Below are 14,282 nucleotides of genomic sequence, written 5' to 3' on the forward strand. Positions count from 1 at the left end.
CTCCATGGGTGCCTACATCCTTCGCCGTTTGCTTTTGATGATACCGACGCTGGTCGGCATCATGGCCATCAACTTCGCCATCATCCAGTTTGCGCCGGGCGGTCCCGTGGAGCGGATCATCGCCCAGCTGCAGGGAACGGACGTGTCCGCGACCTCGCGGATCGGTGGCGGCAGCGGCGGAGACATGATCGGCGGCGGTAACGACGCCTCCGGCGGCAGCGGCGTGGCCTCGGATGCGGTCACGTCCAAATACCGGGGTGCGCAGGGGCTCGATCCGGAATTCATCAAGGAACTGGAAGCCCAGTTCGGCTTCGACAAGCCGCCGTTGGAACGCTTCCTCAACATGCTCTGGAACTACGCCCGCTTCGATTTTGGCGAGAGCTATTTCCGGGATGTGAAGATCATCGATCTGATCAAGGAGAAGCTGCCCGTTTCGATTTCGCTGGGTATCTGGATGACCCTGATCTCCTACCTGATCTCCATTCCGCTCGGGATCAGGAAGGCCGTCAGCGACGGATCGCGGTTCGACATCTGGACCTCCGGCGTGATCATCGTGGCTTATGCCATTCCCGGTTTCCTCTTTGCCATCCTTTTGATCGTGCTCTTCGCGGGCGGTTCTTTCTGGGACCTCTTTCCGCTACGCGGCCTCGTTTCGGACAACTGGGAGGAGCTTTCCTGGCCTGCCCGGATCCTGGACTATTTCTGGCACCTTGCCCTGCCGCTGACCGCCATGGCGCTCTCCGCCTTCGCCACCCTGACGCTTCTGACCAAGAACTCGTTCCTGGACGAAATCCGCAAGCAGTACGTGGTCACCGCCCGTTCGAAAGGCCTCAGCGAGCGCCAAGTCCTCTACGGCCATGTGTTCCGCAATGCTATGCTGATCGTGGTCGCCGGTTTCCCGGGCGCCTTCATCTCGTCCTTCTTTGCCGGATCGCTCCTGATCGAACAGATCTTCTCGCTCGACGGGCTGGGGCTCCTGAGTTTCGAATCCGTCATCAACCGGGACTATGCGGTCGTCTTCGCAACGCTCTATATCTTCTCGCTGATGGGGCTGCTCGTGAACCTCATTTCCGACCTCACCTACACCTGGATCGATCCGCGGATCGACTTCGAGAGCAGGGAGGTCTGAGCCATGGACACACGGTTGAACAAGGATCTGGAATCCCAAGGCTACGACGTTCTCAATCCGCTTGCCGAGGAAACCGCGCCGCCGCCCCGCAAATCGCGCCTGTCACCGATCAACCAGCGCAGATACGCCAATTTCAAGGCCAACAAGCGCGGGTTCTGGTCGCTCTGGATCTTCCTGGTGCTATTCGTCCTGGCCTTGCTCGCCGAATTCATCACCAATGACCGGCCGATCCTGATTTTCTACAAGGGCGAGCTTCTGACCCCGGTCTTCATCGACTATCCGGAAGAGAAATTCGGCGGCTTCTACGCGGTTACCGATTACCGGGATCCCTATATCCAGCAGACCATCGAGGATGACGGCTGGATACTGTGGCCGCCGGTCCGCTATTCCTACCGGACGGTCAACCTGGATATCCCGGTTCCAGCCCCTGCACCGCCGTCCTGGATGATGGAGAAGGAGACGCGCTGCGCGCGCTACCCGCAAGGCGCCGAAGATCCCAACTGCGTTGTCGGCAACTGGAACTGGCTCGGCACGGACGACCAGGGCAGGGATGTACTTGCGCGCGTGGTCTACGGCTTCCGGATTTCCGTTCTCTTCGGTCTCGCGCTGACGATCGCCTCCTCGATCATCGGCATCGCCGCCGGGGCCGTGCAGGGCTACTACGGCGGCTGGATAGACCTCCTGTTCCAGCGTTTCATCGAGATCTGGACCGCGATCCCGACGCTTTACCTGATCCTGATTGTCTCCTCCTTCCTGGTGCCCGGCTTCTGGACACTGTTCGGCATTCTGCTTGCCTTTTCCTGGGTGGCGCTGGTGGGCGTTGTGCGCGCGGAATTCCTGCGTGGGCGAAACTTTGAATATATTTCCGCTGCCCGGGCGCTCGGCGTCTCCAACCCGGTGATCATGTGGCGGCATCTTCTGCCGAACGCGATGGTGGCAACGCTCACCTTCATGCCCTTCATCCTGAACGGATCGATCTCGACCCTGACCGCACTCGATTTCCTGGGCTTCGGCCTGCCGCCCGGTTCCGCCTCGCTCGGAGAGCTGCTGGCGCAGGGCAAGAACAATCTCCAGGCCCCGTGGCTCGGCATAACCGGCTTTGCCATCGTCGCGCTGATGCTGAGCCTGCTGATCTTCATCGGCGAAGCGGTGCGCGATGCGTTCGATCCGCGCAAGAGCCTGGCATGAGGAGGACATCATGACGAGACAGACCCTCCTTTCCGTCGAAGACCTGTCGGTGGCCTTCACCCAGGGCGGAAAACAGTCCCTTGCCGTCGACAGGATCTCCTTCGACATCAGGAAGGGCGAAACCGTTGCGCTGGTCGGCGAGAGCGGCTCCGGAAAGTCGGTGTCCGCACTGTCGGTCCTGAAGCTGCTGCCTTATCCCGCAGCCTCCCATCCGTCCGGACGGATCCTGCTGGACGGCAAGAACCTGCTGGAAGCAAGCGACAGCGAGATGCGCAAGGTGCGCGGCAACGAGATCTCGATGATCTTCCAGGAGCCGATGACCTCGCTCAATCCGCTGCACACGGTGGAAAAGCAGGTTTCGGAAATCCTGAAAATTCACCGCGGCATGAATGACAGCGAAGCCCGGGAACGGGTGCTGCAGCTACTTAATCAGGTCGGTATCCGTGATCCGGAAAAGCGGTTGAAGTCCTATCCGCACCAGCTTTCGGGGGGGCAGCGCCAGCGCGTGATGATCGCCATGACGCTCGCCAACGAACCAGACCTCCTGATTGCCGACGAGCCGACAACAGCGCTGGATGTGACCGTGCAGGCGCAGATCCTGGAACTTCTGAAGGATCTGCAGCGCCAGCAGGGCATGGCCATGCTGTTCATCACCCATGACCTCGGCATCGTGCGCAAGTTCGCCGACCGGGTCTGCGTGATGACCGACGGCAAGATTGTCGAACAGGGGCCGGTCGCGGAGATCTTCGACAACCCGCAGCACGACTATACCAAACACCTTCTGTCCGCCGAACCCAAGGGTGAGCCTCCGGCGACCGACAAGGGCAAGCCGATCGTCGTCCAGGCGGACGATCTGAAGGTCTGGTTTCCGGTCAAACGCGGGCTGCTGCGCAAGACGGTCGACCACATCAAGGCGGTCGACGGCATCGACATTGCCGTCCGCGAGGGGCAGACCCTCGGCATCGTCGGAGAGAGCGGATCGGGAAAGACGACGCTTGGCCTCGCCATCCTGCGCATGATCTCCTCAACCGGCCGGATCGCCTTCAACGGCCAGGAGATCCAGACCCATTCCTGGAAGGAAATGCGGCCGCTGAGACGCGACATGCAGATCGTTTTCCAGGATCCCTTCGGTGCGCTCAGCCCACGCATGTCTGTCGCCGACATCGTCGGCGAAGGTCTGCAGGTGCACTTCCCGGGCATCTCCGCACAGGAGCGTGACACCAGGGTGGCGAAGGCGCTGGAGGAAGTGGGGCTTGATGCCTCCACCCGTCACCGCTATCCGCACGAATTTTCCGGTGGTCAGCGCCAGCGCATCTCGATCGCGAGAGCCATGGTGCTGGAACCGAAATTCGTCATGCTGGACGAGCCGACCTCGGCACTCGACATGAGTGTGCAGGCCCAGGTTGTCGATCTTCTGCGTGACCTGCAGAAGGCTCATGGCCTCGCCTATCTGTTCATCTCCCATGATCTGAAAGTGGTGCGCGCTCTCGCCAATGAGGTCATCGTGATGCGCCAGGGCAAGGTGGTGGAATCGGGGCCCGCGGAGAAGATCTTCGACGCGCCGCAGACCGACTATACCAGGGCCCTGATGGCGGCTGCCTTCCGTCTGGAAACCGCTCCGGAAGGCGTGGTGAACGTCTGACCTTCAGCCGCTGCTTTCGCAGCGGCCGAGCCCTTCGACGCCGGTGGCTCCATCTTCCGTCATCTGTTCCTCCAGGTCGACGTTGCGCAGAAGCGGAACGAAGCCGCCGAGACCGTCCGCCTTGAGGAACGTGCTGACGAGGATACGGTCCGGTTTTTCTTCGGAAACGAGGCAGCCGTCGACGCCGATTTCCATGCTGCCTTCGATGGCATCGCGCTCCGCCTTGCTCATCGAGGCAATTTCCGCCTGAAAGGCTCTGAAGGCCGGAACTTTTTCCTCCGGCAGCCGGTAGATCTCCAGCCGGTAGCCCGCCTGCAATTCGGACTGCAGTTCAGCTTTTTCCGCCTTGGAATCAAGCTTTTGAAAGGCAAGATCTTCCTGCTGCAGCGGCTTTCCGGTGGTCTTGTCCCTGACGGCGAGCATCATCTTCGCCCCGCCGTCGGGAATGCGGATCCGGTCCGGATACTTGACGGCAATGCGCAGGCTTTCCGGATCTGTCTTCAAAAGATCGAAATCGGCCAGCTTGACCATGGTGGCCAGCGGGACGTGGCTGCAGGCAGGCAACAGCACAAGGGGAAGGGCTGCCAGGCAGGCCAGAACGGAACTTGGAATACGGATGGTCATCGAGTGGTGTGTCTTCAAACGTTTGGGGGCCTGAGAGGATTTGGGAACGTATGATTTCCTAGGTGCAGGGCCGTACCGGGTCCTTCCTGTTTCCGAGAAAGCCTGCGGGAACGTTTCGCAGATCGTATTCGGTCTCCAGAACCACGAAGTCCGGCAGTTCCGAGGATTTCACATAGGTGGAAACAAGCATGCGTCCGGTGTCGGCGGGATCGACCTTGCAGCCGGCAATGTCGATCTGCAAGGACCCTTTCAAGGCGTTGCGCCGGTCCGGAGGCAGGGCATGGAACCGGGCCTGCAGGGCGCGCAATTCCTCTATCTGGCTCTTCGGGATGCGATAGATCGACACGTTTTCATTTGCACCACCCGGAGGCAGATCCTTTGCCGCCTTCCCGGTCTCCTCCAGAACGATTTCCTTCACCTTGAGCACGGCTCCGAAGGTCCGGTCCTTCATCAGAAGGCGCATCTTTGCGCCACCGGGCGGCACCTGCAGCCGGTCGGAGTGGCGCACGGCAATCCGGAAGCGGTCCGGATCGGTCGTCGTCGGATTGAACTTGTCCAGTTCGCTGCCCTGGCAATTGGAAATCGGCAATCCGGCGAGGGTAAAGGCAAGGGCCAGCGAACAGGCACGCACTTGTCGTGCCGCGTGCTTGAGGAAAAATTCAGGCATTCGGAAAAACTTCATGTATGAATGGAGATGAATAATTATCGTAAAACAATAAAAAATGAAAGCGGAGAGTTTTCCATGTACCCGTCCCGGTAGCTGGTTCTCAGGAATGGAACCGGCAAGGCGGGCAGGCGTGGCTGCTTCAGGATGGGAGGTTCCAAGATCGAACATCTACCCATTAAAAATGATGCTTGAGATATCAATATCCATGTGCCTATGATTAATATTGAACAGCTAGGAATGAGTTGGATGATAACTGCCGCACAGATGCGCGCCGCCCGTGCCCTTGCCGGGATCGATCAGAAGACGCTTGCGGAAAAAGCGGGCGTGTCGGTACCGACGATCCAGCGCATGGAGGCCAGCGAAGGCAATGTGCGCGGGGTGATCGAGACGCTGACCAAGGTGGTCGATGCGCTCAATGCCTGCGGGGTCGAGCTGATCGGTGAAAACCAGGCCAGCGCCCGGGGCGGGCGGGGTGTCCGGCTCAAGGAGCCCGCGAACCCTGTCCGGTGATGCGTGGATCCTTTCAGGATCTGGAGCCGCGCGCGCCCGGTATTCGAAGAATGCCGACTTCCGGTTGGGCGAATGCGCAACCGACCAAAAACGAAGGCATCTCGGCGGACTGGTGTGAAATGGACGGATCTGCCTGCTGCAAAACGGACACAGGCCGACCCGCGAGACTGGAAGAGCACGATGCAGGTTTCAGGCGAGGCGCAAGAGACGGGAACGGTCAGCAGAACGCGCACCGGTATCCACGACAAACCGACATTTCTTGAACTCTTCACGCCCAAGTTGGTTACCGTGTTGCGCGAAGGTTATGGTGGCGCACAGTTGCGGGCCGACGCGATTGCCGGACTTACCGTTGCCATCGTGGCCCTGCCGCTTTCCATGGCGATTGCCATAGCCTCGGGCGTTTCGCCCGAACGCGGGCTTTATACAGCCATAGTTGGCGGATTTCTGATTTCGGCACTGGGGGGCAGCCGCTTCCAGATCGGCGGACCGGCGGGTGCTTTCATCGTGCTGGTCGCGGCGACGGCGCATCGCCATGGGCTTGAAGGGCTGTTGCTGGCGACCATGATGTCGGGGGTCTTCATGCTGGCAGGCGGCTACCTGCGGCTCGGCACCTACATCAAGTTCATTCCCTATCCGGTGACGGTCGGTTTCACCGCCGGCATTGCCATCATCATTTTTGCCAGCCAGCTCAAGGACCTGTTCGGACTGACCCTTGCAGGCAACGAACCGGGTGAACTGGTGGAGAGACTGTCCGCGCTGGCCGAAGCCGCGCCGACATTCAACGCGTCCGCAATCGCCGTGGCTGCACTCACTGTCGGGACGATCCTTGCACTGAAGCGCTTGCGGCCGGGCTGGCCGGGCATGCTGATCGCTGTTGTCGCGGTCTCGCTCCTTGCGGGGCTTGTCGCCCTGCCGGTGGAAACGATCGGAACCCGTTTCGGCGGCATTCCGCGCAGCCTCCCTTTGCCCGCGCTGCCGCCGGTCAGCCTGGAGCGTATCGTCGCCGTTCTGCCGGACGCCATTTCCTTCGCCTTGCTGGGAGCCATCGAATCCCTTTTGTCGGCCGTGGTGGCCGACGGCATGACCGGGCGCCGGCACCGCTCAAATTGCGAGCTGGTCGCGCAGGGCCTCGCCAACATTGCTTCCGCGCTTTTCGGCGGTATATGCGCCACCGGCACGATTGCACGCACGGCAACCAATGTCAGGGCCGGGGCGCATGGTCCGGTTTCCGGCATGCTGCATGCGCTGTTCCTGCTCGGCTTCATGTTCGTTGCGGCGCCACTGGCAAGTTACATCCCGCTTGCCGCCCTTGCCGGGGTTCTAGCGGTCGTTGCCTGGAACATGATCGAGAAACACGCCATTTCCGCGCTGCTCCGCTCCTCGCGCGGGGACGCGCTGGTTCTGCTGGCGACCTTCCTGCTGGTGATCTTCCGCGACCTGACCGAGGGCATTGTTGTCGGCTTTGCATTGGGGGCGGTACTCTTCATCGACCGGATGTCGAAGGCGATAGCGGTCGAGGCGCAGGTGCCCCTGCCACTCGACGATATTGCGGACGGGCCGGCAGGCGACCGGGAAGCCTATCATGCCGAAGCCGCCAGCGATCCGCATACGGTAATCTACCGCATTTCCGGAGCCTTCTTCTTCGGGGCGGCCTCCACCGTCGGCTCGGTTCTGGACCGGATTGCCGATCAGCGGCGCAATTTCATACTGGACTGCTCGGCCGTGCCGTTTCTCGATTCCACAGCGGCCAGCGTTATCGAAGGGGCCGTGCGCAAGGCCGGGCGCGCCGGTGTCCGTTTCTTCATCACCGGCACCTCGCAGCAGGCCCGGCGCATGCTGATCGCGAACAACGTCCGCCCGCCGCAGGTGCGCTACAAGGCCTCGACGGATGCGGCCTTGCGCCAGCTCAGAAACGAAGAAGATGCGGGTGAAGCACCGACGCCAGGCTAGTGATTGGTCAGGAACAGGTTGGAACCAAAACGCTGCCGAACGACCAGACCATGTTGCGTTCTGGCGATATCTTCAAAATCCGGATTGCCGAGAACCTCAACGAGCAATCTGACCCTGTTGTTTTTGATCGTCTCCTTCATGCCGTTCAAAGCTTCATTCTCGTGGCCTTCCACGTCCATCTTGATGAAGACGGACTGGCCCGTCACGGGCATGAACGTGTCGATGCGGCGGATGAGACAGTTTTGATTCCCGCAATAGTGCCATTTTCCGGACATGCGCTCCGGAGACAGGCTTGAGACGTCGGTCGCCCGCGGGTCGATCGACAGAACGCCGTTCCGGTCCTGGTTGCTGGCGGCAATGTTCCAGGATCGAATCTGATTGTGGAAACCGTTGAGAGTGATGTTGGCTGCCAAAATGCCGAATACCTTCCTGTTCGGTTCGAACGCCTCAATTCGTGGCGTGCCGGCACGTGCGGCCAACAGGGAGTATCCGCCCCAGTTTGCTCCGATATCGAAAAAGACATCGGCCGGGGTCTCTTTCAGGGAAGCGATGACAAGATCGTATTCATCGAACTCGTATTCATAGCCGGCCCATATCTCCCGGGAGGTCGGCTCGCTCATGTCAAGCAGCATGCGGTTGTGATAGTAGTGCCGGTATAACCGGAAACGCCTGGAACGTTTGGCAACGGATTTCCAAAAGCGCAAATAGCGAGCTTTGAAATAGTTCATTTTTAGCAAGTGATTCGGTAGGCGAAAATATACCGATGAAATACCCGCTACAGTCCAAAATGCAAATAGGTTCCGGTCCTGGAATGTCGCGATTTCACCCCACCCAGCAGGTGGCAAAAAAGCCGTTCTTTTCCTGGTCCCTGCCGATGGAGCGCCGGGTCTTGAACCCGATGAGGCCGTCGGCGCCGCCGACGTCGTGGCCAAGTCCTTCAAGACGCTGCTGGAGGTTGCGAACGGCGCCGCGCGTGGTCTCCTTCATCGGCTTCCATTTCCCGGCAAAGCCCTTGTTGCTGCCGTAACGGTCCGCCAGGTGGCCGACGAAGAGCGCATAGGCGTCGCTCTCGTTGTAGTCCTTGATGACATAGAAATTTTCGGTGGCGATGAAGGCTGGTCCATAGCGGCCGGCCGGCAGGAGAATGTTGCCCGGCTGGTTCACTTCGTTTGCCGGGAAGGGCTTGCCGCTGACCCGTCTGACGCCCTCCCGCACGAAGGCGGAAATCGCCTGCCGGTTGTCGGGCCCCTCGCGCGTGCAGGAAACGTTCTCGGGCAGAAAGACTTCGTAGCCCCAATCACGGCCCTTCACCCAGCCATGGGCAGAGAGATAGTGCGCGATTGAAGCCATGGTATCGACGTCCGAGGACCAGATGTTGCGCTTGCCGTCGCCGTCGAAGTCGACGGCGTATTTCAGGAAGGAGGATGGCAGGAACTGGGGCTGGCCCATGGCGCCCCCCCAGGAACTTTTCATGCCCGTACGGGAGACGTCACCGTTCTGCAGGATCTTCAGGCCGGCGATCAGCTCGCCTTTGAAGAACTCCGGCCGCTGCCCCATGAAAGCCTGCGTCGCCAGAACGCGGATGGCGTCATAGGGTATCTTGGCGCTGCCGTATCCCGATTCCCGAGCCCAGATGGCCAATATGATGCGCCGGGGCACGCCGTATTTCGCTTCGATCCTTGAAAGCGCCGATGCATGCTGCTTCATCAGGCTGCGGCCGCGCGGCACCAGTGCATTGAACTGGCTGTCCCGGAAATAGCGGGCAGGTGATTTGAACTCGGCCTGGAAGTTGATTTTCGGCGGCTTGCCCTTGCCGCCCGGACCGACGAGGCCCGGCAGGGAGGTATCCGGCGTGAGGCCCTTGAGTTCGCGGTCGAGCGTGGCCTGGCTCACCCCTGCCTGCCGCGCCGCCGGCGCAACGTCCGATTTCAGAAACTGCCGGAACTGGGCATCATATTGTCCGGCCGATGCCGGCAGGCAGAAGAGAGCGATGACGGGAACGGCAACGAGAAATCTGAAAAACACGAGTTGGCTCCGGACACTGAACAATGAAGCAGCCTAACACGATCCCATGCCGGGGCCGACCATGGTCAGAGTTCTGTCCAACCCAAATTTCGGCCCGTCTGGTCCATCAACCAGCGTTTTTCGAACCGGTACCAGCTGCCGCCGCGCGCCTGGTCGTGCTGTCTTGAAATGGGCGTCGCCATCAGATGGCACTTGAGCAGCGTGCCGACGGCGCCATGTCCGACAAAAAGAACCGGATGATCCTCCGGGATGTGGCGCAGGGCGCTCCTGACGCCATTGACCACCCGGTCCTGCGCATCGATGGCCCGCTCCCAGCCACGGATGGAAACGAAAGGTTGCTCGAAGAACGCGTCGGCGGTTTTCTCGAAGTCTTCCGGCGGCAGAAAACCGGTGGCACTGCGGTCGTTCTCGTTCAGGAAGGCCAGCGCCCGTTGAAAGACGTTCAGCCGGGCGGCGAAGATCCGGGCGGTTTCGATGGCCTTCTGCTCGCTGCTTGAGATCACCTGCCGGATCTCCCTGGCGAAGGGCAGAAAAGCTGCTTTGGCGGCCCGTTCCCGGCCAAGGTCGGACAGTGTCCACTCCGGTACGGGAACATCCGGGTCGATCCTGACTTCAGGATGCGTCAGGTATATGCACCAGGTCATCGGATTTTGTCTTCCAGCCAGCCGGTTATGAGCTCATAGGCGATGGAAATGGACGGCGGTATCCTGTGACCTTGCGGGTGCGTGCCGGCCACCATCTGCCGGACTTCGTCCCTGTCGCACCACTTGCAGTCTTCCAGTTCGTCGTCCTCGATGTCTATCCTGGAGGAGGTCGCCGTGCCGACGCAACCGAGCATCAGATTGGCGGGGAAGGGCCAGGGCTGGTTCGAAATCAGGCGAACCTCGCCGACCTCGATGCCTGATTCTTCCAGCGTCTCCCGCCGGACGGCTTGCTCGATGGTTTCCCCCGGTTCCATGAAACCGGCAAGGGTCGTGTAGATGCCTTCCGCAAGCCGCGCCGGCCGGCCGAGCAGCGCGCGCTCACCGTCGGTGATCAGCATGATCACGCAAGGGTCGGTGCGCGGGAAGTGCTGGCCGCCGCAGGACGGGCAGTCGCGCCGGTATCCGGCTTCCGCCATCTTCGTTTCCTCGCCGCAGCGTGAGCAAAACCGGTGCGTCCGGTGCCAATGGATCAGCGCGCGTGCCTGTGCCAGCGGTCCGAGGTCTTCCTCAGGCAGCATGTTCTGCATGGCCACGGCACGCAGATCGATCGTTTGCAGATCTTCCCGTGCCGACAGTTCCTCGTCGCCCTGCGGCAGCAGGGCCGCAAACAGTGCCTGCCCGGTCCCGGGCCGCACACCCAGGAAGATCAGCTCGTCCGGATCTGCTCCAAGGTCCCTTGCCAAGGCGGTCGTGTGGCCGGGCGTGAAACCGCCTCCGGCAGAAAACACCAGGGATCTGTCCGTCGACAGAACGACTTGCGTGTCGGGCCTGTTCAAAAGGGCTTGAAGGTGCATCTTGTCGCCGCGCCGTGTCGATTGCCGGTCGAGGGAATTGCCGAGAAAGCTCATCTCCATGGCCTGGAGACCGGCACCAGAGGCATGCATATTGTAATCCTTGGAATGCGATTGGCGGGCAATGAATTGGCCGTGACCCTAAAACAACCGGCTTTTGAGGGAAACCGTCCGGACCGATCAAATCTCGATGCAGAATAATTCAGTCTGCCGAAAAGGCGTCCCGCAACTGTTCGATCAGGTGTTCGGCCTTTTCATGGTCATAGGCTTTGGCGGGGACGGCACCCCAGACCGGACCGGGCCAGGCAGCATCGTCACGGAACCGGCCGATGACATGAACATGCAGTTGGGAGACCTGATTGCCGAGCGCGCCGACATTCAGTTTCTCGCAATCGGAAACTTCCCTGAGGATGCTGCTCGCCTGCACGATTTCCCGCATCAGTTGCTGCTGGTCGGCCTCATCGAGGTCGATAACCTCGACAAGATCCGATTTGCGCGGAACCAGCAGGAGCCATGGATAATTGGCGTCCTTCATCAGCCGGACTGTCGACAGCGGAAGATCGGTCACGAAATGGCTGTCGCCTTCCAGCCGGGGATTGAGCGCAAAGGATGACATGGACTGGCTCCAAACAATTCTTGCGCCAAGGCTACACGCTTCGCCGGGGTCTTGGCGAGCGCGATTTCCCGGCCAGTAAAAAACCTTGCGCGCCCCCTTGCCAACCCCCTGGGGGCTTCTGATATAAGGCCCTCGGGAGGTTGGTGGTGGACGAGCCACTCGCCAACCGGGTCAGGTCCGGAAGGAAGCAGCCCTAACGAGCCTCGGCACGGGTCGCCGTGCCAGCCTCCCACCCTCAACAGTCTGCACTGTCTTGATCAGCACCGATGGATTTCCTCGGTGCTTTTTTCGTTGTGTTGCGCGTTTGTCATGCCGCCAATTTGACATTTTGGTACATTGTTACCAATATAATAGAATGAAAAAGTCTATTGAACGTGTGCAAACGGGCGTGCGCCTGGAAAAGCGGCTTCTCAAGGTCATGAAAGGCCTTGCCGAACATCTGGACCTTTCCCTCGGAGACCTGATCGAAGGCATGACGCTGCATGCCTTTGAAAACAAACCGCCGTTTTCACAAGAAACACTGGAAAAGATCCGGAAGCTCAAGAGCGTCTATGACCTCGACCTGGAGGCATCCGACAGCCACAGGCTGAAGGAGGGCGGCCATGACGTTGACTGAGAAATACGGTGAGATGACGGAGCGGTTCGAGGCCCGGAGCCTCGACGCGCGCGGCTTCAGCCATGTCGACCACATCGGCGTTGCCTGCCAGATGCTGCAGCGCTACGAGTTTCTGGAGGCGGCCTTCCGGTTCGGTTCCGCCTTGCGCGCCATCGCCGCGAAGGCGGGCGCGGCTGACAAGTTCAACGCGACGGTGACCCTGGCCTTTCTCAGTCTCCTCTCAGAGCGCATGGCGGCGACGCCCCATGAAAGTTTTGACGAATTCCTGGAGAAGAACCCGGATCTCACCTCCCGGTCGTTGATGGAAACCTGGTATTCGCCGGGCCGGCTCGGCTCGGACAGGGCGCGTAAAAGCTTCCTGATGCCGGACAAGTTTTCGAGCTAGGCAAGGCACCGCACGCCGCTTCCGGCGGCATCTCGAACCACACACAGAAAAACTTTCAAAAGCCCGTCCCACTTTCCGAAAAAATCGGTATGGTGCAGCTCATGGACGAGACAGGTTTTTCCGATAATGGCGACGGCGGAGCGCCCGGGTTGATGGTGGATCAGGGTGCGGTCAAACCGGCTGCCGACGACGGGGCGTACCGCGTTCTTGCGCGTAAATACCGCCCCAGGACCTTTGAGGACCTGGTTGGCCAGGAGCCGATGGTGCAGACGCTGGAAAACGCGTTCGACACCGGACGCATCGCCCAGGCCTGGATGCTGACCGGGGTGCGCGGGGTCGGCAAGACCACCACCGCCCGCATCCTGGCCCGTGGCCTCAATTACGAAGTGCCCGGCGTTGCCGACAAGCCGACGGTGAAACTTACCGAGGAAGGCACGCACTGCAGGGCGATCATGGAAGGCCGCCATGTCGATGTCATCGAGATGGACGCCGCCTCCCACACCGGCATTGGCGATATTCGCGAGATCATCGACGCCGCCCGCTACCGCCCGGCAACGGCGCGCTACAAGGTCTACATCATCGACGAAGTGCACATGCTGTCGAACGCCGCCTTCAACGGTCTTCTGAAGACCCTGGAAGAGCCGCCGGAACATGTGAAATTCATCTTCGCGACCACGGAAATCCGCAAGGTTCCGATCACCGTTCTGTCCCGCTGCCAGCGCTTCGACCTGCGCCGCATCGAGCAATCCAAGCTTATCGGCCTGCTGCGGCGGATCTCGGATGCCGAAAACATTCAGATTTCCGACGAAGCGCTGATGCTGATCGCCCGCGCAGGCGAGGGCTCGGCGCGCGATTCGCTCTCCCTGCTCGACCAGGCCATGGCCCACGGAGCCGGGGCCATCGAGGCGGACGACCTGCGCCAGATGCTGGGACTGGCCGACCGGGCCCGGGTGATCGATCTCTTCGGCCACATCATGGCCGGACGCATAGAGGAGGCGCTTGGCGAACTGCAGGCACAATATGAAGTCGGCGCCGACCCGGCGGTCGTGCTGACCGATCTGGCCGATTTCACCCACCTGGTCACCCGCATCAAGGTTGCGCCCAAGTCGGCGGACGAAGCGTCCGTCACCGAGGCGGAACGGAGCCGGGGGCGGGAGTTCGCCGAAAAGATTTCCGTCCGCCTGCTATCACGCGCCTGGCAGATCCTTCTGGCGGGTGTCCAGGAAGTCCATGCGTCCTCCAAACCTCTGGCGGCCGCCGACATGGTGCTCGTACGTCTTGCCTATGCCGCCGACCTGCCCGATCCGGGCGAACTGATGGACAAGATCCGCAGCGGTCAGAATCCTCTCGGTGGCGGTGTTTCTTCTGGTGGCGGTGCAGGTCCTTCCGGCGGCGGGGCGCAGGCCATGGCCGTCGGCATGCCGATGTCCTCCGG

General features: G+C 60.9%; 15 protein-coding genes and 1 other RNA gene. 9 read left to right on the top strand and 7 right to left on the bottom strand.

All coding sequences use genetic code 11. The features are described 5' to 3' along the window. The first annotated feature begins 4 nt into the window (after positions 1-4). The 3 genes from ACQY7U_RS04185 to ACQY7U_RS04195 are packed head-to-tail and all read left to right on the top strand — an operon-like array spanning position 5 to position 3,959. Positions 5-1,129: a microcin C ABC transporter permease YejB gene (locus tag ACQY7U_RS04185; protein ID WP_428642314.1), complete on the top strand. Its 1,125-nt coding sequence runs from the start codon at positions 5-7 to the stop codon at positions 1,127-1,129. Positions 1,130-1,132: 3 nt separating this feature from the next. Continuing rightward, the gene (locus ACQY7U_RS04190; protein WP_428642291.1) at positions 1,133-2,317 is read left to right on the top strand and encodes an ABC transporter permease; all 1,185 of its coding nucleotides are present in this window, start codon (positions 1,133-1,135) and stop codon (positions 2,315-2,317) included. Positions 2,318-2,327: 10 nt separating this feature from the next. Further along, positions 2,328-3,959: an ABC transporter ATP-binding protein gene (locus ACQY7U_RS04195; RefSeq protein ID WP_428642294.1), complete on the top strand. Its 1,632-nt coding sequence runs from the start codon at positions 2,328-2,330 to the stop codon at positions 3,957-3,959. A 3-nt stretch (positions 3,960-3,962) separates the two neighbouring features. Here the strand turns inward: ACQY7U_RS04195 and ACQY7U_RS04200 are convergent, their stop codons facing one another. Together ACQY7U_RS04200 and ACQY7U_RS04205 are read right to left on the bottom strand one after the other, a co-directional pair. Further along, positions 3,963-4,583, bottom strand: a complete 621-nt coding sequence (locus ACQY7U_RS04200) for a hypothetical protein (RefSeq protein ID WP_428642296.1) — start codon at positions 4,581-4,583, stop codon at positions 3,963-3,965. 58 nt (positions 4,584-4,641) lie between these two features. Beyond that, a complete protein-coding gene (locus ACQY7U_RS04205) occupies positions 4,642-5,250 on the bottom strand; it encodes a hypothetical protein (protein WP_428642298.1) in 609 nt (202 codons plus the stop codon). Positions 5,251-5,496: 246 nt separating this feature from the next. Here ACQY7U_RS04205 and ACQY7U_RS04210 point away from each other — a divergent pair, with 246 nt between their 5' ends. Further along, on the top strand, positions 5,497-5,760 hold the full coding sequence (locus ACQY7U_RS04210; RefSeq protein WP_428642299.1) for a helix-turn-helix domain-containing protein: 264 nt from the start codon (positions 5,497-5,499) through the stop codon (positions 5,758-5,760). Between the two features lie 180 nt (positions 5,761-5,940). After that, complete coding sequence (locus tag ACQY7U_RS04215) at positions 5,941-7,710, top strand: SulP family inorganic anion transporter (RefSeq protein ID WP_428642316.1); 1,770 nt, start codon at positions 5,941-5,943, stop codon at positions 7,708-7,710. Here ACQY7U_RS04215 and ACQY7U_RS04220 read toward each other — a convergent pair. The 5 genes from ACQY7U_RS04220 to ACQY7U_RS04240 all read right to left on the bottom strand — a co-directional run bounded on the left by ACQY7U_RS04220 (position 7,707) and on the right by ACQY7U_RS04240 (position 11,846). Beyond that, entirely contained in the window at positions 7,707-8,642 is a 936-nt protein-coding gene (locus ACQY7U_RS04220; RefSeq protein ID WP_428642301.1) for an FkbM family methyltransferase, read from the bottom strand. The two genes, ACQY7U_RS04215 and ACQY7U_RS04220, sit on opposite strands and share 4 nt — an antisense overlap. Next, on the bottom strand, positions 8,533-9,735 hold the full coding sequence (locus ACQY7U_RS04225) for a lytic murein transglycosylase (RefSeq protein ID WP_428642302.1): 1,203 nt from the start codon (positions 9,733-9,735) through the stop codon (positions 8,533-8,535). The genes ACQY7U_RS04220 and ACQY7U_RS04225 overlap by 110 nt, the downstream gene beginning before the upstream one ends. Positions 9,736-9,800: 65 nt before the next feature. After that, on the bottom strand, positions 9,801-10,379 hold the full coding sequence (locus ACQY7U_RS04230; protein WP_428642305.1) for a histidine phosphatase family protein: 579 nt from the start codon (positions 10,377-10,379) through the stop codon (positions 9,801-9,803). Beyond that, positions 10,376-11,323, bottom strand: coding sequence for an NAD(+) diphosphatase (gene nudC / locus ACQY7U_RS04235; protein WP_428642308.1), 948 nt, complete (start codon positions 11,321-11,323; stop codon positions 10,376-10,378). The genes ACQY7U_RS04230 and nudC overlap by 4 nt, the downstream gene beginning before the upstream one ends. Positions 11,324-11,432: 109 nt before the next feature. Further along, positions 11,433-11,846, bottom strand: coding sequence for an HIT domain-containing protein (locus tag ACQY7U_RS04240; RefSeq protein WP_428642310.1), 414 nt, complete (start codon positions 11,844-11,846; stop codon positions 11,433-11,435). 135 nt (positions 11,847-11,981) lie between these two features. Here ACQY7U_RS04240 and ffs point away from each other — a divergent pair. From ffs to ACQY7U_RS04260, 4 genes are all read left to right on the top strand, one after another. Continuing rightward, positions 11,982-12,079: signal recognition particle sRNA small type (gene ffs, locus ACQY7U_RS04245), an RNA gene on the top strand. Positions 12,080-12,201: 122 nt separating this feature from the next. Next, positions 12,202-12,462: a hypothetical protein gene (locus tag ACQY7U_RS04250; protein WP_428642311.1), complete on the top strand. Its 261-nt coding sequence runs from the start codon at positions 12,202-12,204 to the stop codon at positions 12,460-12,462. Further along, on the top strand, positions 12,449-12,847 hold the full coding sequence (locus ACQY7U_RS04255; protein ID WP_428642312.1) for a hypothetical protein: 399 nt from the start codon (positions 12,449-12,451) through the stop codon (positions 12,845-12,847). The genes ACQY7U_RS04250 and ACQY7U_RS04255 overlap by 14 nt, the downstream gene beginning before the upstream one ends. 152 nt (positions 12,848-12,999) lie before the next feature. Next, on the top strand, positions 13,000-14,282 hold a 1,283-nt coding region (locus tag ACQY7U_RS04260), incomplete at its 3' end, for a DNA polymerase III subunit gamma/tau (protein WP_428642318.1).

Source organism: Roseibium sp. (assembly GCF_050301095.1).
Lineage (GTDB): Bacteria > Pseudomonadota > Alphaproteobacteria > Rhizobiales > Stappiaceae > Roseibium.

Bases quoted from the DNA above. Each gene is read 5' to 3' on its own strand.
- ACQY7U_RS04250 (WP_428642311.1), top strand. From the start codon at position 12,202: ATGAAAAAGTCTATTGAACGTGTGCAAACGGGCGTGCGCCTGGAAAAG.
- ACQY7U_RS04215 (WP_428642316.1), top strand. From the start codon at position 5,941: ATGCAGGTTTCAGGCGAGGCGCAAGAGACGGGAACGGTCAGCAGAACG.
- ACQY7U_RS04240 (WP_428642310.1), bottom strand. From the start codon at position 11,846: ATGTCATCCTTTGCGCTCAATCCCCGGCTGGAAGGCGACAGCCATTTC.
- ACQY7U_RS04195 (WP_428642294.1), top strand. From the start codon at position 2,328: ATGACGAGACAGACCCTCCTTTCCGTCGAAGACCTGTCGGTGGCCTTC.
- ACQY7U_RS04205 (WP_428642298.1), bottom strand. From the start codon at position 5,250: ATGCCTGAATTTTTCCTCAAGCACGCGGCACGACAAGTGCGTGCCTGT.
- ACQY7U_RS04210 (WP_428642299.1), top strand. From the start codon at position 5,497: ATGATAACTGCCGCACAGATGCGCGCCGCCCGTGCCCTTGCCGGGATC.
- ACQY7U_RS04230 (WP_428642305.1), bottom strand. From the start codon at position 10,379: ATGACCTGGTGCATATACCTGACGCATCCTGAAGTCAGGATCGACCCG.
- nudC (WP_428642308.1), bottom strand. From the start codon at position 11,323: ATGCATGCCTCTGGTGCCGGTCTCCAGGCCATGGAGATGAGCTTTCTC.
- ACQY7U_RS04255 (WP_428642312.1), top strand. From the start codon at position 12,449: ATGACGTTGACTGAGAAATACGGTGAGATGACGGAGCGGTTCGAGGCC.
- ACQY7U_RS04185 (WP_428642314.1), top strand. From the start codon at position 5: ATGGGTGCCTACATCCTTCGCCGTTTGCTTTTGATGATACCGACGCTG.
- ACQY7U_RS04190 (WP_428642291.1), top strand. From the start codon at position 1,133: ATGGACACACGGTTGAACAAGGATCTGGAATCCCAAGGCTACGACGTT.
- ACQY7U_RS04200 (WP_428642296.1), bottom strand. From the start codon at position 4,583: ATGACCATCCGTATTCCAAGTTCCGTTCTGGCCTGCCTGGCAGCCCTT.